Consider the following 17,463-nt stretch of genomic DNA (forward strand, 5'->3'; position numbering starts at 1 on the left):
ACATCTTTTGGATAGACGCGTATTAATTGCGGGTGTAGGGCTTATTGGCGGTTCGATAGCTCTTGCCATCAAAAAAGAACATCAAGCCCATATTGTGGGGTTTGATTTGAACGAAGAAAATTGCAAACTGGCCGCAAAAATGCACATCATTGATGAAATTGCGTCATCGCTTGAGAAAGAAGCCGTTTTAAGTGATTTAATCATATTGGCTTGCCCGGTTGAGGAAGTGGGTCATATGATCGGGCGGCTTTCGGAGTTGCCTTTAAAGCAAGGCGCGATTGTGACAGATGTTGGCAGCACGAAGGAAAAAATTATGGAAAAGGCTGAAATTCTTAGCGAAAAAGGGGTCGCTTTTATCGGCGGCCATCCGATGGCCGGATCCCATAAGACAGGGGCAGGAAGCGCAAGGGGTCACTTGTTTGAAAATGCTTTTTATGTGTTAACACCATCTTCCCAAACTGAAGAAAACAAAATTGCTGAGTTAAAATGTTGGTTGAAAGGAACGAAAGCTCACTTTGTGGTGATGGAACCAAAAGAGCATGATCAGGTAACTGGAGTCGTCAGCCATTTGCCCCATTTGATTGCTTCAAGCCTTGTCCGGCAAGTGGAAAGCCATGCCCAAACCAATGACCGTGTCCGCTGGCTGGCGGCAGGCGGTTTCCGAGATATTACCAGAATCGCCTCTAGCAGTCCGGAAATGTGGCGGGACATCATTATACAAAATAAGTCAAGTTTAATTGCTTTGTTGGATGAATGGATCGATGAAATGGACTTTGTTAAATCACTCGTTAAAAAAGGGGATAGAGAACAGATTTATCATTATTTTTCCGGAGCGAAGAAATTTCGCGATTCGCTCCCTGTTCGTGCAAAAGGAGCCATTGATGCATTTTACGATTTATTTGTGGATGTGCTGGATAAGCCGGGTGTCATCTCCCATGTAACGACTATTTTGGCGAAAGAGCAGATCAGCTTGACAAACATCCGTATTATTGAAGCTAGGGAAGACGTGTTCGGTGTTCTTCGTTTAAGCTTTCAAACGGATGAAGACAGGCATCGGGCCAAAGCGTGCTTAGAAAGAGATGGTTTTGAGACATATTTGAACATGTAAAAGGGGGATGCATGATGAGTATGCGGTTGAAGACAGAAGAAGGGATACGGTTAAAGGGCATTTTCAGCGTTCCGGGAGACAAATCCATTTCCCATCGTGCGGTCATGTTTGGTTCGATTGCGGAGGGAACGACTAAAATACATGGACTTTTAACCGGAGATGATTGTCTCCGGACAATTGATTGCTTTCAAAAAATGGGCGTTCAAATCGAAAGAGATGGAGATTATGTTGAAATTAGAGGGAACGGAATTGACGGCTTACAGGAACCGAAAGAGATATTGGACGTACGAAACTCCGGGACAACGATCCGTTTGCTCTTGGGGATTTTGGCGAATGCCCCTTTTCATGCATGCGTCATCGGGGATGGTTCCATTGCCAAAAGGCCGATGGATAGGGTAGTGCAGCCACTCTTGCTAATGGGAGCGAAAATAGACGGCAGGGAAAATGGGCGCTTTACACCGCTCAGCATTCGCGGCGGCACATTAACCGGGATTGATTATGTTTCACCTGTAGCAAGCGCACAAGTAAAATCGGCGGTATTGTTGGCAGGGCTGCGTGCTGATGGAGTGACATCCGTTACTGAACCGCAAATGTCAAGAGACCACACGGAGAGAATGCTGCGTCTATTCGGCTGTAATGTGGAAGAAGATGGTTTAAAAAAATCCATAAAGGGAAACCAATCATTAAGAGGAACGACCCTCCATGTGCCGGGAGATATTTCTTCCGCGGCATTTTTCCTCGTTGCGGGGCTTATTGTTCCAAACAGTGAATTGACGATTCGAAATGTGGGAATAAACCCAACGAGAACCGGCATAATAGAAGTATTGAAAGAAATGGGCGCAGATATATTAGTGGAAGGAAAAGACGACCGTTCAATTGAACCTGTAGCTGATATTACCGTGAAAACTTCTTCCTTAAAAGGAATTGAAATCGGCGGAGACGTCATTCCTAGATTAATTGATGAAATCCCCATTATCGCCTTGGCGGCAACCCAAGCGGATGGTGTCACGATCATTAAAGATGCGGCTGAGCTGAAAGTGAAAGAAACGAACCGGATCGATACGGTTGTAAAAGAACTGTCCAAAATGGGCGCGCGGATTGAGGCGACAGATGATGGAATGAACATTTACGGCCCATCCAAACTTCGGCCGGCAACCGTTAACAGCCACGGGGATCATCGAATTGGCATGATGCTCGCCATTGCCTCTTGTCTCGCCAAAGGTGAAACAGTCATAGAAAATAACGAGGCGATCGGCATTTCTTTTCCTCGATTTTTTGAACAGTTGAAGCAATTAAAACACGCAAACACATAAAGTGAAACTTCATTCAGTAGGGCTCCTACTGAATGTTAGTTGAACCAATCGGGCATTTAGGTGCCGTTTTCTCCCACTTAGACCTTTTGTAACAACTCAGGTCTTGAAGTAGGAGTATTACGGCACCTTACATGCGGGATAAAGAAAAGCGGGAAAGGGGATAGGAAGTTGCCGCAGATCCTATCAGTTGGAACAGGAGTTCCTGAACATATTGTTTCACAAGATCAAGCTGTAGAGTTTGCCAGGCAATTATTTTCCCATTCTTTTAAAGATGTGGAACGTTTACTTTCTGTTTTTCATAACGGCCACATTAAAAAGAGACATATCGCAAAAAATCTGGAATGGTACGATGAGGACCATTCCTTTTCTGAAAAAAATGATGCTTTTTTGGAGTGCGCCCTTCCCTTGTGCAAGCAGGCTGTCAACGACTGCCTGGATGACGTACATATAAGTCACGAGGAAATCAGCGCTATGTTTATGGTGTGCACCTCGGGGCTGGCGACCCCAAGCCTGGATGCCAGGTTGATGAATGAATTGCCATTTTCCCGGAATATGAAAAGAATTCCGATTTGGGGCCTTGGATGCGCGGGAGGTGCCGCAGGTCTTTCTAGGGCTTTTGAGTATTGCCGGGCATTCCCCAATGAAAAAGTCCTCGTCATTGCAGTAGAATTATGCAGCTTAACTTTTCAAAAAGATGACGTTTCCAAGAGCAATTTGATCGGCACTTCTCTGTTTTCAGACGGAGCTGCAGCTGTTCTCGTTGCCGGTGACCATGTATCATTGGAAAGTGTCAAACAACACGTCCCGCACATTGTGGGGACGCAGTCCACATTGCTGGAAAACTCATTGGATGTAATGGGATGGAATATCAAAGATAATGGATTGTATGTCGTTTTTTCAAGAAGCATTCCCTCCCTGATTGAAAAATGGCTAAAGCCAAACGCAACAGGGTTCTTGGAACATCATGGGCTTCATATCGAAGATATCGACCACTTTATTGCCCACCCCGGAGGAAAAAAAGTGATTTCCGCCTATGAAAAATCGCTTGGCCTCCCTCCGGATAAAACAGCTGATTCCCTTGAAATATTGATGAATTATGGAAACATGTCCTCTGTAACCGTTTTATTTGTCCTTAAACGGTTTTTAGAAAAACAAATCGGTGATGGCGACTATGGACTGATTACGGCGCTTGGCCCCGGCTTTAGTTCGGAAATGCTTTTGGTCAGGTGGCAATGATGGTGTTTATCATATTTTTGGCTTTTTTGATTTTTCAACGGGTAGTGGAATTGTTCATTGCCAACAGCAATGAGCGCTGGATGAAAGAACAGGGTGCCAAGGAGTATGGCCATAATCATTACAGATTTATGGTTTTGATCCATGTGGGATTTTTCATCTCTTTAATAGTAGAAACTTTTCTCATGAACCGATCTTTGCATCCTTATTGGCCTCTCTTGCTGTTCCTTTTTATCATTGTTCAAATGGGACGAGTTTGGGTCATTTCCAGCCTGGGCAAATATTGGAATACCAAAATTATCGTCCTCCCAGGCGCGGAAGTGGTGAAAAAGGGTCCGTTTAAATATATGAAGCATCCAAATTATTTCATTGTAACAATTGAATTATTGGTGATTCCTTTATTATTTCAAGCTTACGTAACGGCTTGTGTCTTTTTTATTTTAAACCAGGTCATTCTAATGGTAAGAATTCCATTGGAAGAAAGAGCCCTCAAAGAAAATACAGATTACGACATTCATTTCTGACGATTACTATGGGAAAAAAGCGAAAAATTAGGTAAAATGGAGTAGAAAAAAGAAAAGTAACATTAAGGGGTTAATCAAAAGGATGCTAAAAGTACTGGAAAAAGACGCAAGAGTTTCCCTGCTTGAAAAATCATTAACTTTCATTGAAAGGTTTGAGCAAAATGGTGACGGGGAACGTGTCGACAAAGCCAAAAAATTACTAAAAAAAATCTATTCCAATGATTTTATCGCAGCTTTCAGCGGCCATTTCTCTGCCGGCAAATCAACGATGGTGAATGCCTTGATTGGGGAGGAGATTCTTCCTTCAAGCCCCATTCCCACGAGTGCAAACCTCGTAAAAGTTTTTGCGTCCGAGCATGAATTTGCCAAAGTGTATTATCAAAATAAGAAGCCGCTCGTATTTCATGCGCCATACAGCTTTGAAACAGTAAAGCAATTTTGCAAAAATGGTGATGCGCTTGAAATTGAGATTGGCAAAACCACGAGTAAAATTCCGGAGGGAATCACGATAATGGACACGCCGGGGGTGGACTCCACAGACGACGCTCATCGGCTGTCAACCGAATCGGCACTTCATTTGGCCGATCTTGTTTTTTATGTGATGGACTACAATCATGTGCAGTCGGAATTAAACTTTATTTATACAAAAAATTTGTTAAAGCATGGGGTAAGGCTTTATTTAATCATTAACCAAATTGATAAACATAATGACAGCGAGCTGTCTTTCGACGATTATAAGCAGTCGGTGCAACATGCATTTGCATCCTGGGATGTCCATCCGGAAAAAATGTTTTTTACTACTTTGAAAGATCCTCATCATGAACACAATGAATTTCTTGAAGTAAAAACGATTATTCAACATGCGATGCTCGACCATAAACAATGGATGGAAGAAACCATTCAAACAGCCCACAGTCAATTGATGGAAGAACACAAAATCTGGCTACAGGAACAAAAGTCCTTGGCAATTGAACCATATGACAATGTGCTTTCCCAATATTCGCAGGAACGTATCGCTGAGGCTTTTCAAAAAGAGGAACACCTTGAAAGCCAATTGGAGGAATTGTCCGAAAGAGGAAGCCGCTGGGCTAGTGAATTGGATCAGGAACGGGAGCGTTTATTGAAAAACGCCTATTTAATGCCATACGAAACGAGGGAAGCGGCGGAAAAGTTTTTGGAGGCATACCAGCCCGAATTTAAAGTCGGTTTCTTTCGAAGCAAAGCAAAAACAGAAACCGAAAGAGAACAGCGGTTGCGCACTTTTTCCGAGCAGGTAAAAAAGCAGGTTGAAACAGAATTGGAGTGGCATATGCGCGAGCTGTTCGCCAAAAAGCTGTCTGAGGCGCAAGTATTCAACTCCGAACTTGAATCTGCGGCCCAAAGTTTAAAAATGGACATAGATGACCGGCTGTTCATTGAAACGATCAAAAAAGGAGCCCGTGTAACGGGAGAATATGTACTGAATTATTGTGAAGAGATTGCAACTCGGATCAAAAGAATAGCAGTCAGCCAATCCGAGGAGTTGAAACAACTCATCACAAAAGAAATGGAGAAGAGGGCTGAAAAAGAAATGAGCTCGCTTCGCCAAGAGCTGAAGCAAGTAAAAGAAATGACGGACGCCCTGGGCAAAGCGGCAGAAATAGAAAAGGAGTTTGATGAAAAAGCGGACATCATCACCGAACCTACCGGAACCGAGGAAGAACGGTTAACAGAAATGATTTCGGAATGGAAGTCATTGGAGCAACAGGTGGAAGTATTTGATGAAAGCCGACATATGCTAGAGAATGAACAAGAACATAAAGAAGAGATTGTGGGCGGGCATGAAACAACAGCCACTCTAACAGTCCCTGTCGATGAAACGTTGGCCAAAATGGAACAAGCCGCCTTGCTTTTAGCTAAAGAAAAGCAATTTCACCGTATCACAGAGCAGTTGCGGCAAAAAGTGAACAGATTAAAAAACAGCCGGTTTACAATTGCTTTATTTGGCGCTTTTAGTGCCGGAAAATCATCTTTTGCCAACGCCTTGCTTGGAGAAACTGTCCTTCCGGTATCACCGAACCCGACAACGGCGGCCATCAACAGAATTTGTCCGCCCGATAACAAGCATGAGCACGGCACAGCCGTTGTCCGGTTCAAAACGGCGGAAAACATGCTTGCCGACGTAAGCCAGTCATTGCAACTGTTTGGCCATACAGCCCATACATTGGATGAAGCCCATTCACTTATCCCCACAGTGTTGGCCAAACAAGCCGACCGGAATGATGGAAATGAAAAAGTGCATTTATCTTTCCTTTCCGCTTTTATGACCGGGTATGAGGTATTTAAGGGCGAATTGGGACATGATATTCAAACTGATTTAAAAGACTTCCAACAGTTTGTGGCAGTGGAATCAAAATCATGCTTCGTCGAATCAATCGATTTATACTATGACTGTCCGTTTACACGCAAGGGAGTGACACTTGTAGACACTCCTGGAGCCGATTCAATCAATGCAAGGCATACGGGAGTTGCTTTCGAATATATTAAAAACTCGGACGCGATTTTATTCGTCACGTATTACAATCATGCATTTTCAAAGGCCGACAGGGAGTTTCTGATCCAATTGGGAAGAGTGAAGGACGCTTTTGAACTGGATAAGATGTTTTTTATCGTAAATGCTATTGATCTGGCATCTTCCAAGGGTGAGGTGGATGATGTATTACGGTACGTCAAAAGCCAGCTTACCGAATACGGCATCCGTTTCCCGAGAATTTTTGGCTTGTCAAGCAAGCAGGCCCTGCAGCAAGAAACGAGAGAACAGTCTGGTATTGGTGAGTTCCAGGATGTGTTTCGGCAATTTCTTGATTCCGACTTGACGCAAATGGCGGTGCAATCAGTCGAAGCGGAATTTGAACGGGCAAGAACGCTGCTCGACCAAATTATTGCGGCTGCTAGCGAGGATGAACATATAAAAGGGGAAAGAAAACGAGCACTGCTAGAAGCGAGAGATCAATTAAATCAATGGCTCAGCTCTGCTCAACCGGGCTCCATGCCTGACAGGCTGCATCAGGAAGCGCAGGAATTAGTCCACTATGTGAAACAGAGGGTATTTTTCAGGCTGCCGGATTTCTTTAAGGAAGCTTTTAACCCCGCAAGCTTGCAACAGCGCGATTCACTCCATAAAGCGTTGGATGAATATTTACAAGCAGCCGGATTTGACTTTGCCCAGGAATTGAGGGCTACTTCATTACGTCTCGAACAGTTTGCGAAAAAGTTGTTGAAAGAACGCTTTGAGCAAATGTTGACAGAAGCAAAAGACATTCAGCAGGACTTGGCCTTTTCTCCAATCGAGTTTGAAAAAGCGGAATCCATTGATTTTGAGCCTGCTTTTCAAACGATTGAAAAGCGCCAACTTGAAGGGGCCTTTAAATATTTCAAGAACACAAAATCCTTTTTCGAACAAAACGGTAAGAAACGAATGGAAGAATATTTGGAATCCATCCTTTCGCCACTTGCAGACGACTATTTGCAGGAAGGTTTGGCACAGTTGAGCCGGCATTATCAGCAATTGCTCGAGCAAGAATACAGCCTTCTCATCAAACATATACAAAGGGATGCCGAGGCACAATTTGAGGCTTGGCTCGTCGCCTTTGAAGACGCGGGGAAATTGTCCGAATGGATTCGCCTGCGCGATGCTCTCGCCAGTTTGTCATAAAGAGGAGGAAAGACATGAAACATATAAAAACGGTCAAATGGCTCAAAGATAGGCTTGGAGATAAAAATGTCAGAATCGTAGATTGCACCTATCAGTTGGGAGATCCATCCAAAGGGCGAAAAATATATGAGATGAAGCATATCCCCGGCGCCATCTACTTTGGTTTGGGATCCGATTTATCAGGAGAGGTAAAAGCCCATGGCGGGCGCCACCCCTTGCCCGATATGGAAACTTTCAAAAGAAAATTGGAAGCAGCCGGCATTGGCAATCATACGCATGTCATTGCTTATGATGGGGGAGAAGGCTGTTTTGCTTCTCGTTTTTGGTGGCTCATGACATATGCGGGCCATGAACAAGTTTTCGTTCTTGACGGGGGCATGAAATCCTGGGAGGCGGCGGGGTTGCCTGTAACAGACGACATCCCTGAATTTGAACGCGCCCAGTTTGAGATACGATTGGACCATTCCATGTTAGCTTCTTATGAAGAGGTTAAAAAGCAGACGATTTCCCGTTCGGCTGTTTTGATAGATTCACGGGCCAAAGAACGCTATTTGGGAATAAAAGAGCCGCTAGACCGCATCCCGGGCCATATCCCGGGTGCCATTAACTGCGTTTGGACCGAGAGCTTTGAAGGAGGCCGCTGGAAAAGTCCCGAGGAACAGAAAAAGCGGTTTTCGCACTTGAAAAAAGAAGATGACATCATTGTGTATTGCGGCTCCGGTGTTTCTGCCACGCCAAATATAATCGCCTTATTAGAGGCCGGGTTTGAAAAGGTCAAGCTGTACGCGGGAAGTTATTCCGACTGGGTTTCCTATCCGGAAAATGAGGTTGAAAAGGGAAACGGGCAGTAGGGGATTGAGTTCGGAATGATCGGAATCATGCACCAATGTGGGGAGGCGTTTGGTTTAAGGGAAGCTTGGCCAGTGTCTCGGCAGTTGCGTTTTTACTTCGGGCATTAACATTTTCATATTACTCCCACTTTACTACTTTCTAATGTACTACGATTATCAATAAACAAATGATTTAAATGACTAAATCGAACGAAGGAACACCGCGATGAAAGAATGATTTACTTGTACTAAATGATACAGAAGCAATCATGTTCTGCGGTGTTTATAAAAAAAGCAATTGGAAATGACCGGAACGTACATGCTTTTCAAGACAAGCCCCTCCATTGTAAAGCGCAGTAGTAAACCAAAAACAGATTGCCAAGTCAAATTTTCAATATGGCCATAAACAGTCCCGAAGAATGTTTAACCTCTACTAAAAATAGTAGCACAAACCTTGGTCTGTGCTACTATGTGTTTGACATGAACTTTATCCCATTGTTGAAGACTGCTAATCGTGTTTCTGGTTTACCCGATAAACCTAATCCTGACAGTATCTTCAGGATTTATCAAGAGTAAAAGTCGCGATTCACGAAATAGCTTTTTCATTTCCGGATCAAGGGGGCTATAAATCCGCAATTTTGTAAATGGTTAATCGAGCTGCCGGCCCATCTGGCTGGTTACCGATTGCGCCACCAATCGAGGTAGGTGCTCCAATATTAAAAAGTGCAACGGTATCTCCAACATTTAACGAAGCTAAACCAAAGGCGACAACTTCTTGACCGGCGGGAGTTCCATAATTTGCAGCACTAAATCCAAATTGTGGTGTTGTGCCATTAATACCTATCTGCACCCCAAATGAACCGCCTACTCCTACGCTTGGCATGAGTGCTCCAATCATATAATAGATCCCTGGCTGTTGAATAATTAAAGAATCGCTTCCGTTAAAGCCTATATTTGAAATGAAAGTTCTTGATGGTGCAACAGTCCAGATCACTGTACTTTGATTATTAATCGCACGAACTCCATAAACTGAAAGATCAGCAAATGTGTTAAATGCTGGTCCCGTTACGCCCGTCGGTCCCGTCGGCCCTGTGGGTCCCGTGAGTCCGATAGGTCCTGTTGGCCCCGTCGGTCCCGTTGCTCCAGTAAGTCCGATAGGTCCTGTTGGCCCCGTCGGTCCCGTTGCTCCAGTAAGTCCGATAGGTCCTGTTGGCCCCGTCGGTCCCGTTGCTCCAGTAAGTCCGATAGGTCCTGTTGGCCCCGTCGGTCCCGTTGCTCCAGTAAGTCCGATAGGTCCTGTTGGCCCCGTCGGTCCCGTTGCTCCAGTAAGTCCGATAGGTCCTGTTGGCCCCGTCGGTCCCGTTGCTCCAGTAAGTCCGATAGGTCCTGTTGGCCCCGTCGGTCCCGTTGCTCCAGTAAGTCCGATAGGTCCTGTTGGCCCCGTCGGTCCCGTTGCTCCAGTAAGTCCGATAGGTCCTGTTGGCCCCGTCGGTCCCGTTGCTCCAGTAAGTCCGATAGGTCCTGTTGGCCCCGTCGGTCCCGTTGCTCCAGTAAGTCCGATAGGTCCTGTTGGCCCCGTCGGTCCCGTTGCTCCAGTAAGTCCGATAGGTCCTGTTGGCCCCGTCGGTCCCGTTGCTCCAGTAAGTCCGATAGGTCCTGTTGGCCCCGTCGGTCCCGTTGCTCCAGTAAGTCCGATAGGTCCTGTTGGCCCCGTCGGTCCCGTTGCTCCAGTAAGTCCGATAGGTCCTGTTGGCCCCGTCGGTCCCGTTGCTCCAGTAAGTCCGATAGGTCCTGTTGGCCCCGTCGGTCCCGTTGCTCCAGTAAGTCCGATAGGTCCTGTTGGCCCCGTCGGTCCCGTTGCTCCAGTAAGTCCGATAGGTCCTGTTGGCCCCGTCGGTCCCGTTGCTCCAGTAAGTCCGATAGGTCCTGTTGGCCCCGTCGGTCCCGTTGCTCCAGTAAGTCCGATAGGTCCTGTTGGCCCCGTCGGTCCCGTTGCTCCAGTAAGTCCGATAGGTCCTGTTGGCCCCGTCGGTCCCGTTGCTCCGGTAAGTCCCGTAGGTCCTGTCGGCCCCGTCGGTCCCGTTGCTCCAGTAAGTCCCGTCGGTCCTGTCGGCCCCGTCGGTCCCGTTGCTCCGGTAAGTCCCGTAGGTCCTATCGGCCCCGTCGGTCCCGTTGCTCCAGTAAGTCCTGTTGGTCCTGTCGGCCCCGTTGGTCCCGTTGCTCCGGTAAGTCCCGTAGGTCCTGTCGGCCCCGTCGGTCCCGTCGGCCCCGTTGGTCCCGTCGGTCCTGTCGGCCCCGTCGGTCCGTCTGGCCAAGGTGGTACAGGTGGACATTTTATGACGTTTATAACTTTGCAGTTTTTGTGATGATGACAGTTACAGTCATCTTTTCTCGGAGAATGACAATACCTTTTACTATGCTGATATTCTTCCGTTTTGTAGCTTTTGTGATGACTCCAACAATAATCGCAGGTACAGTCAACTCTATAATTTCTCGGAGAATGACAATATCTTTTACATTTATTGCAACACTCTCCTGTTTTGCAACTTTTACGAAAATGACAGCAATAAACACAGTTACAGTCATTTCTATAATCTCTCGAAGATCGACAATATCTTTTACGCATATTGCTATTTCCTCCCTTCTTAATGTATTGAAAAAATCAATTTCCGTATAATGGTCTTACCCAAATAAAAAAAATGTGCTAAACACTAATTTATTAGTAGACTATTACAATGGATGTAAATGAACCTTCTAAACTCTTGGCTATTTTGGGATTTGAAAATAGATGAATAGAGATTAAATAGCGGATAAAAGACTTCATTCTCTTTTTATGTCATAATTAAAGTAAGCTTGGCTGGCGCAGAGCCTCTGGCAAGACGATTTGCCTAATGTCACTCAAATTTGAACATGAGCTTCAATGCTTTATATCACTTCCGAGCCAGATACGTTCCCGGGCGTGTAAAGCCAAATCCACAGAGAATGGGGTAAGATATAAAATGAGAAAAAATCACTTATTAGTGATTGATGGGATGGCGCTTCTTTTTAGGGCCTTTTACGCCACTTCCATCAGAAAGCATTTTATGTTTAATAGCAAAGGCGTTCCAACTAATGCAGTTCAGGGATATTTGAGACATATCCTGTCGGCTGTGGAAGCGGCCTCTCCTTCCCATATTACCGTCTGTTGGGATATGGGAAGCAAAACGTATCGAAATGACATTTTTCCAGATTATAAGTCAAACAGGGAAGCGCCTCCTCTTGAATTAATTCCGCAATTTGATTTTGCAAAGGAAGCGACTCATGCGTTTGCCATTCCGAATATTGGTGTGAGCGGCTATGAGGCGGATGATTGTATCGGGACGATTTGCTCCAAAAACCGGCACAATGCCAAAATGACGGTATTAACGGGAGATCGCGACCTATTACAAGTAATTGATGAAAGTGTAGACGTGTGGCTTTTGCAAAAGGGGATCGGCAACTATGCCAAATACACAAAAGAAACATTCCAAGAGATGTATCAGCTTGATCCCCATCAGCTCATAGATGTAAAAGCTTTGATGGGTGATGCAAGCGACGGATATCCGGGGGTAAAAGGGATCGGTGAAAAAACAGCACTAACGTTAATCCGGCGTTTCGGCAGTATAGAAACACTTCTTGAAAACCTCGCCGATGTAACACCTTCACAGCGTGCCAAGATCGAAACTCATTTGGAATTGCTGCATATATCCCGGGAGCTTGCTGCCATTAACTGCAGCACCCCTTTCCAATTTGACTTCGAGAAAACTTATTGGAATGACATCCCGCGATCTGCCTTCGACTATGTGGATGAGCACGAATTAAATGTGGTTCAAAGGCAGCTGCAAATTTTGAAAAAAGACTTCGATCATCCATTTACAGACCGGGAATTGACAAAGTCAAATTAGTTTAAGCGGATCGCTTTTTTAGCAAGTTCGTCCGCTTTTTTATTTTCTTTTGAAGGTACCCATTTAATGAAGAAAAGGTTGAATTGCTCTGTCAACCTTAGTGCTTGATCAAGCAGATGAGTGTATTTTTTATTTTTGACAAATTGTTTTTCAATGGCGTCAACAACGAGAGTGGAATCAGACCGGACCGAAATGATGGCATCTTCTTCTCCCGAACATAATTCCAACGCTTTTATGAGAGCGAGGAATTCAGCTTCATGATTGCTGGCAATCCCAAGTGGGAGGGCATATTGTTTCACTTTCCCATCATTGTTGATAAAAATGCCTGCTCCGCTTGGGCCAGGATCTCCGGCACTGGCCCCATCTATGTAAATTTCAATCATTTGTCCATCTCCTGATCCGTTATTTTTTCTTCTACTGAAAATAACATATAATACAAATGATTATATCTAAATAAGCGCATGGAGCCAACAAGCAGATGTCCCGCTTTAACTGGCAGTAAGCCCTTCGTTTCAAGTGTTTAAAGGAAAAAACTGGAATGGAAAATAAAGGGATATCAAACTGCCAGTAAAAGCCCGATTGGTTGGGGGCGATAGGACAAGGAAAGCTTTGACAGCACTGTCAGCGCATGAGGAAAAAGCGTAATTTTTTTCGAGGATGGATGAGTGCGAGGGAGCGACAAGAGGGTCATTACCTGGGTTTTGCCAATAGGATGCTTTCTATCTTAGCCTTTGTTCCGCTTCTATCAGCGGAGTAAAAGGATTTCACTGTATAGGTGGTGGGTCAAATGAATATTAAGTTGACTTTTGAATACGAAACTCCCAATAAAGATAAAGTGCAATTCGAAACAAATTGGCTTGATGATCAAATCTTGGAATATATCTTGAACGATTTTTCCAAAATAAATCGCATAAAAGCAATAACGATATTAGATGATATGGGAATGGAATGGAGCCTGAAGGAATTCAGGAAATTAAAGCAAAAAGTGGAGGCTGAAGCAAGAAACCCCACTATTTATTTCGATGGAGGTTATCATAAAGAGAGCGGCGAAACAGGCATTGGTATTGTCATCTATTACGAAATCGGCGCTGATCAATTTCACATGCGTTATAATGATAAAATAGATGGTATTGCTTCAAGTAACGAAGCGGAATACGTGGCGCTGTTCAACGCCGTCAACATGTTGGAACAATTGGACATTCGCCATACCCCTTGCACAATCAAGGGGGACGGACAAGGGGTTTTAAAGCAGCTCGCCGGTGAATGGCCCTGTTATGAACAGGAATTATGCCGCTGGCTGGATAAAATCGAAATGACATTAAATAAACTTCATATCAAACCCACAATAGAAGTAATCTCAAGGGCTCAAAACAAGGAAGCGGATAAGTTGGCGCGCCAAGCACTTGAAAATAAATTTATCCATAGTCATACTAAGTTAGAGTAAGCTTTGGATGCTGGGAGATGTTTTCCATGAATCGTACGCATGTGATAAAAGAAATCGATGAAATCCTACAGCAATATTGCAATGATTGCTTTTTAAAAAAGCATTTCAGAAAAGCATACAGTAAGACATATGCCCATCAATTTTGCATCAACCAATGTACAGTTGGAAGCAGCTTGCGGGAAAAGGGCAAGGAATTGGTAAACACGGAGGAGGCTGGGCTGGATCCATGATCGTGGGGCGGCCTATCATCTTTTATCAAAAAACTCCGCTTAACACTTCCGTATTTAAATCTTGTAAAAAACTCCTCTTCTTGTTTTTAAAAAATCATATAAAGTTCGTTATGGCGGCTTCATTTTTTTCGGTTTGCAAGACTAATGCCATTGATCAATACAATAGAAAAAGGAAAAAGCTATTTGCTGCTATCGCAAGAATGCCTGCACTAGGATTAGGGGCGTCCCCATATATACAAAAAGAATGGAATCCAAAGGGGTACTTGTCCAAAAGTTAGCCTTTTATCTTTCAACCATTTTTAGAAAAACGTGCAAAATGATGTAAAATCAAACTCGGCAACAATCACTATATAATATTGACAGCATGAATACCCCACTCTGGTATCCTTGCACACCATCAGAACAAAAATTTTTTATAAAATAAACCATTTTAAACATTCCCCAAAGCCTCTAATGAAGCCACACTCGACTTCAAATCAGCTTCCAAGCTCTCTGGCGTTTTTCCGCTGATCAGCAATCACTACTAAGTCTTCCTAAAAGCTTCCATTGACTTTCTATCACGTTCTAAAACCCCTAACATCAATGTTTTTTAAGTAAGAAAAGCTCCGTGGCCAATTCCAAGAAGGCAAATGGTATAGTCGTCATCAAGCCAGCAGTTACCCTTTTAAACGCTTATTACACATTGAGTTATTTTCCATTTTATTAAGTGGAAAATTGTACGACTTCAGCAAGTGTCTGCTATTGGAAACAATGATCATTCCCGATCAGGAGATACCTTTTCCTTACTAGAACAAAAAAAGGCTGACGCAATAGTCAGCCTTGTGCATTTTATATTGTGGTTACTTTGTTAACGTTAGCAGCCTGAGGTCCACGGTTTCCTTCAACGATTTCAAAAGAGACTTCTTGGCCTTCTTCCAATGTTTTAAAGCCTTCGCCTTGAATGGCAGTGAAATGTACGAATACATCGTCTCCGCCTTCAACTTCGATAAAACCGTAGCCTTTTTCGTTGTTAAACCATTTTACTTTTCCGTTTTGCATGCACTTAATCCTCCTAAAATCTTACGGCACCGCTATGTGCCATGAAAAAATATTATCATAAAACAAAACAACTGAAAACTCTGTCCATTTCACTTATTTTGCTAAATGATACATCAACTATACACTAGACGTTCCCTCGAGTCAAGAAATCATCAGAAAGTTGTGATCACTTTTTAGAAAATTAGAATAAAGTAAAGGGTTTTCATTCCCCTTTACTTGTGAAAAACCGCTGTATATAGTAAACTTTTAGGTGCTTATAAAAGGTATTTGGAGGGATTATCATGCCGACTCCTAGCATGGAGGATTATATAGAACAAATTTATTTATTAATCGATAACAAAGGATATGCACGAGTTTCCGATATTGCAGAAGCTCTGGAAGTCCATCCCTCCTCAGTTACAAAAATGGTTCAAAAACTCGATCGGGAAAGCTACATTGTTTATGAAAGGTACCGGGGGCTAATTCTGACGTCCAAAGGAAAGAAGATTGGAAAACGCCTTGTTGAGCGTCATGATCTATTGGAAAAATTTTTACAAACGATCGGAGTCAAACAGGAGAACATTTATGACGATGTAGAAGGAATCGAACATCATCTGAGTTGGGATTCCATTGACCGAATTGGTGATCTTGTCCAATATTTCGAAGAAAACCCGGAAAGAGTAGCAGATTTGAAGTTGATTCATGATAGGACTGAGGAAGAAGAAACAAAAAAATAACGCCCTATAACCGCGGCAGGTTGGGATGAGACCATTTTTCGTGGGAAGAAGCCGCCAAAACTTCGCGGGATGTTCGGGTTGCATCATGGCATGAGCCGAATGTGGGAAAATGGGAGCATGATTCCATTTTTTCAAAAGCATATCCCAAAGGGCTACATAGGGATTTGGGCTGCGGCGATGGATACGGCTCATCTCTTAAAGCAGAAAGGTTTTACAGTGACAGGATTCGACTTGTCAGGAAATGATCGCACTTGCCAAAAAGAACGAAAGGCCTGGCCTTTTGTTCTTGGCGGGAAATTTTGAATAACCCTCTTTTTCGCGAAAAGGAGCTTGACGGTGTCATGGCGATTCATTCGCTTGAATGGACGGAGCAGCCTTTATGCGCATTACAAAACATTCGGAAAATCATAAAACCCGGCGGCTATGCTGTTTTGGCATCTTAGGTCATACAGCAATGCCTTAAAAGAACAGCTATCTGCGACTTTTAGGGAGAAAAATCATTTGCAACGAGAATTTGCAAAGCTTGCCGCTGATCATGGATGGATAAAAGTCGCGGAAAAAGGCGTGTATAAAAGGGGCGTGCAAGAGCACCTCCTAAGCGGTCTTTCCGACGACTTAAAGCAAGCTTTGTCATTTATAGATCTTTTCAATTTAAAAATAACAAAAAATAGATGGGGGACAACGATGGCAGAAAACCGTTATTCCATCAGCGAATTTATTAGGGAAACACAACAAGAAGATAAAGGCGAAGGCTTATTTGAGTTGGAGACGCCCCGTTTGTTAGAGGTGAATTTGGACGGACAGGTTTGGGCAAAAGCGGGAGCAATGGTCTCATACCGAGGATATATAAAGTTTGAGCGGGAAGGGATATTAGAACACGGAATCGGAAGATTATTTAAAAAGGCATTCACCGGGGAAGGAACCCCACTCATGAAGGCAAATGGAAATGGCAAGCTGTACCTGGCCGATGCGGGGAAGAAAATCTCCATCCTGAATCTGAAAAATGAATCCCTGTTTGTAAACGGAAACAACTTGCTTGCTTTTGAACCTGCCCTTTCGTGGGATATTAAGCTTATGCGGAAGATTGCCGGAATGATGGCCGGCGGCTTGTTCAATATTAAGATAACAGGAACCGGCATGACTGCCATTACCACACATTATGAACCGTTAACTTTAGCTATTGCCCAGGGTAACCCCGTATACACCGACCCTCACGCAACTGTGGCTTGGTCAGGGAACTTGTCTCCCGAATTCGTAACGGACGTTCAGTTAAAAACCTTCTTTGGCAGAGGAAGCGGCGAGTCGATTCAAATGAAATTTGAAGGTGACGGTTTTGTGGTGGTTCAGCCTTATGAAGAGACCTATTTTGGACAGTCAAGCGAGTAAAAAAATCATATGATCTTAAATATA

16 protein-coding genes are annotated in these 17,463 nt (G+C 44.0%); 13 read left to right on the forward strand and 3 right to left on the reverse strand.

Annotated features, from left to right (window positions below; genetic code table 11):
- Positions 1-7: 7 nt before the first annotated feature.
- The 6 genes from NST31_RS21245 (at position 8) to NST31_RS21270 (ending at position 8,723) form a co-directional block, all read left to right on the forward strand.
- A complete protein-coding gene (locus tag NST31_RS21245) occupies positions 8-1,108 on the forward strand; it encodes a prephenate dehydrogenase (protein WP_339163126.1) in 1,101 nt (366 codons plus the stop codon).
- A gap of 20 nt (positions 1,109-1,128) precedes the next feature.
- A complete protein-coding gene (aroA, locus tag NST31_RS21250) occupies positions 1,129-2,421 on the forward strand; it encodes a 3-phosphoshikimate 1-carboxyvinyltransferase (RefSeq protein WP_339165646.1) in 1,293 nt (430 codons plus the stop codon).
- A gap of 168 nt (positions 2,422-2,589) precedes the next feature.
- Positions 2,590-3,657, forward strand: a complete 1,068-nt coding sequence (locus NST31_RS21255) for a 3-oxoacyl-[acyl-carrier-protein] synthase III C-terminal domain-containing protein (protein WP_339163127.1) — start codon at positions 2,590-2,592, stop codon at positions 3,655-3,657.
- Positions 3,654-4,178 carry an isoprenylcysteine carboxylmethyltransferase family protein gene (locus NST31_RS21260; RefSeq protein WP_339163128.1) on the forward strand — a complete coding sequence of 175 codons (525 nt, stop codon included), beginning with the start codon at positions 3,654-3,656 and terminating at the stop codon, positions 4,176-4,178. The genes NST31_RS21255 and NST31_RS21260 overlap by 4 nt, the downstream gene beginning before the upstream one ends.
- 82 nt (positions 4,179-4,260) lie before the next feature.
- Complete coding sequence (locus tag NST31_RS21265) at positions 4,261-7,872, forward strand: dynamin family protein (protein ID WP_339163130.1); 3,612 nt, start codon at positions 4,261-4,263, stop codon at positions 7,870-7,872.
- 14 nt (positions 7,873-7,886) lie between these two features.
- Positions 7,887-8,723: a sulfurtransferase gene (locus NST31_RS21270; RefSeq protein WP_205178554.1), complete on the forward strand. Its 837-nt coding sequence runs from the start codon at positions 7,887-7,889 to the stop codon at positions 8,721-8,723.
- Between the two features lie 601 nt (positions 8,724-9,324).
- Here NST31_RS21270 and NST31_RS21275 read toward each other — a convergent pair.
- Positions 9,325-11,328, reverse strand: coding sequence for a collagen-like protein (locus tag NST31_RS21275; RefSeq protein ID WP_339163133.1), 2,004 nt, complete (start codon positions 11,326-11,328; stop codon positions 9,325-9,327).
- Between the two features lie 373 nt (positions 11,329-11,701).
- Between NST31_RS21275 and NST31_RS21280 the strand changes: the two genes are divergently transcribed.
- A complete protein-coding gene (locus NST31_RS21280; RefSeq protein WP_205179878.1) occupies positions 11,702-12,625 on the forward strand; it encodes a 5'-3' exonuclease in 924 nt (307 codons plus the stop codon).
- Here NST31_RS21280 and NST31_RS21285 read toward each other — a convergent pair.
- Positions 12,622-13,008 (reverse strand): RNase H family protein, encoded by a 387-nt coding sequence (locus NST31_RS21285; RefSeq protein WP_205179877.1) that lies wholly within the window; start codon positions 13,006-13,008, stop codon positions 12,622-12,624. The genes NST31_RS21280 and NST31_RS21285 overlap by 4 nt on opposite strands.
- A gap of 404 nt (positions 13,009-13,412) precedes the next feature.
- On the opposite strand from NST31_RS21285, the gene NST31_RS21290 reads away from it, so the two are divergent.
- Together NST31_RS21290 and NST31_RS21295 are read left to right on the forward strand one after the other, a co-directional pair.
- Entirely contained in the window at positions 13,413-14,069 is a 657-nt protein-coding gene (locus NST31_RS21290) for a reverse transcriptase-like protein (RefSeq protein ID WP_205179875.1), read from the forward strand.
- 26 nt (positions 14,070-14,095) lie between these two features.
- Positions 14,096-14,299 (forward strand): zinc-finger domain-containing protein, encoded by a 204-nt coding sequence (locus NST31_RS21295; RefSeq protein WP_077113362.1) that lies wholly within the window; start codon positions 14,096-14,098, stop codon positions 14,297-14,299.
- Positions 14,300-15,127: 828 nt separating this feature from the next.
- Here the strand turns inward: NST31_RS21295 and cspD are convergent.
- Positions 15,128-15,337, reverse strand: coding sequence for a cold-shock protein CspD (gene cspD, locus NST31_RS21300; protein ID WP_077113364.1), 210 nt, complete (start codon positions 15,335-15,337; stop codon positions 15,128-15,130).
- A 281-nt stretch (positions 15,338-15,618) separates the two neighbouring features.
- On the opposite strand from cspD, the gene mntR reads away from it, so the two are divergent.
- From mntR to NST31_RS21320, 4 genes are all read left to right on the forward strand, one after another.
- Complete coding sequence (mntR, locus tag NST31_RS21305) at positions 15,619-16,053, forward strand: transcriptional regulator MntR (protein WP_339163138.1); 435 nt, start codon at positions 15,619-15,621, stop codon at positions 16,051-16,053.
- Between the two features lie 90 nt (positions 16,054-16,143).
- The gene (locus tag NST31_RS21310; RefSeq protein WP_139345705.1) at positions 16,144-16,356 is read left to right on the forward strand and encodes a hypothetical protein; all 213 of its coding nucleotides are present in this window, start codon (positions 16,144-16,146) and stop codon (positions 16,354-16,356) included.
- Entirely contained in the window at positions 16,353-16,496 is a 144-nt protein-coding gene (locus NST31_RS21315) for a methyltransferase domain-containing protein (protein WP_339163141.1), read from the forward strand. The genes NST31_RS21310 and NST31_RS21315 overlap by 4 nt, the downstream gene beginning before the upstream one ends.
- A 241-nt stretch (positions 16,497-16,737) precedes the next feature.
- Entirely contained in the window at positions 16,738-17,439 is a 702-nt protein-coding gene (locus NST31_RS21320; RefSeq protein WP_339165648.1) for an AIM24 family protein, read from the forward strand.
- Positions 17,440-17,463: the final 24 nt, after the last annotated feature.

Source organism: Siminovitchia sp. FSL W7-1587, assembly GCF_037963795.1.
Lineage (GTDB): Bacteria > Bacillota > Bacilli > Bacillales > Bacillaceae_C > Siminovitchia > Siminovitchia thermophila.

Bases quoted from the DNA above. Each gene is read 5' to 3' on its own strand.
- aroA (WP_339165646.1), top strand. From the start codon at position 1,129: ATGCGGTTGAAGACAGAAGAAGGGATACGGTTAAAGGGCATTTTCAGC.
- NST31_RS21260 (WP_339163128.1), top strand. From the start codon at position 3,654: ATGATGGTGTTTATCATATTTTTGGCTTTTTTGATTTTTCAACGGGTA.
- NST31_RS21265 (WP_339163130.1), top strand. From the start codon at position 4,261: ATGCTAAAAGTACTGGAAAAAGACGCAAGAGTTTCCCTGCTTGAAAAA.
- NST31_RS21270 (WP_205178554.1), top strand. From the start codon at position 7,887: ATGAAACATATAAAAACGGTCAAATGGCTCAAAGATAGGCTTGGAGAT.
- NST31_RS21275 (WP_339163133.1), bottom strand. From the start codon at position 11,328: ATGCGTAAAAGATATTGTCGATCTTCGAGAGATTATAGAAATGACTGT.
- NST31_RS21280 (WP_205179878.1), top strand. From the start codon at position 11,702: ATGAGAAAAAATCACTTATTAGTGATTGATGGGATGGCGCTTCTTTTT.
- NST31_RS21285 (WP_205179877.1), bottom strand. From the start codon at position 13,008: ATGATTGAAATTTACATAGATGGGGCCAGTGCCGGAGATCCTGGCCCA.
- NST31_RS21290 (WP_205179875.1), top strand. From the start codon at position 13,413: ATGAATATTAAGTTGACTTTTGAATACGAAACTCCCAATAAAGATAAA.
- NST31_RS21295 (WP_077113362.1), top strand. From the start codon at position 14,096: ATGAATCGTACGCATGTGATAAAAGAAATCGATGAAATCCTACAGCAA.
- cspD (WP_077113364.1), bottom strand. From the start codon at position 15,337: ATGCAAAACGGAAAAGTAAAATGGTTTAACAACGAAAAAGGCTACGGT.
- mntR (WP_339163138.1), top strand. From the start codon at position 15,619: ATGCCGACTCCTAGCATGGAGGATTATATAGAACAAATTTATTTATTA.
- NST31_RS21310 (WP_139345705.1), top strand. From the start codon at position 16,144: ATGAGCCGAATGTGGGAAAATGGGAGCATGATTCCATTTTTTCAAAAG.
- NST31_RS21320 (WP_339165648.1), top strand. From the start codon at position 16,738: ATGGCAGAAAACCGTTATTCCATCAGCGAATTTATTAGGGAAACACAA.